Genomic DNA, 511 nt, shown 5'->3' with positions numbered 1-511 from the left:
AGCGTTTCTTAATAGTTTCCAGGTGTCATTTGTCGCCGCTGTTATTACTACTTGTTTAGCGTTTGCTCTTGCCTATGCCATGCATTTTACGACGATGAATCAACATTTAAAAAAGCTTGTACATATCGGGGTGACATTGCCGATGCTCTTGCCGACAATTACCTATGGTTTTGTATTGCTTTACACATTTGGCAATCAAGGAATACTAACAAAACTTCTGGGGAAGCCCTTAGTTACAATTTATGGATTTAATGGCTTGTTGATTGGGTATGTGCTTTACACATTGCCTGTTGCATTTATTTTAATGCAAAATTCCATGCAGTACATTGATAAACGCTTTTTGCTTGTCTCGATGCTAATGCATGATAGACCATCACGTCGATTTTACCATACCGTATTTCGACCTATGATAGGAACAATTGGTGGAGCATTTATTTTAACGTTTATTTTAAGTTTTACCGATTTTGGTATCCCTGCTTCGGTAGGTGGGGGTTATAAAGTGATTGCAACA

General features: G+C 38.0%; 1 protein-coding gene. It reads left to right on the top strand.

The window, feature by feature from the left end:
- Nucleotides 1-511: ABC transporter permease (locus SB660_RS18930; protein ID WP_410583753.1), on the top strand; the 511-nt coding region annotated here is incomplete at both ends.

The organism is Bacillus sp. SIMBA_005, from assembly GCF_046535585.1.
Classification (GTDB): Bacteria; Bacillota; Bacilli; order Bacillales; family Bacillaceae; genus Bacillus; species Bacillus pumilus.
Note: the sequence above shows the minus strand (reverse complement) of the source record. Positions and strands in the feature narration are given on the sequence as shown.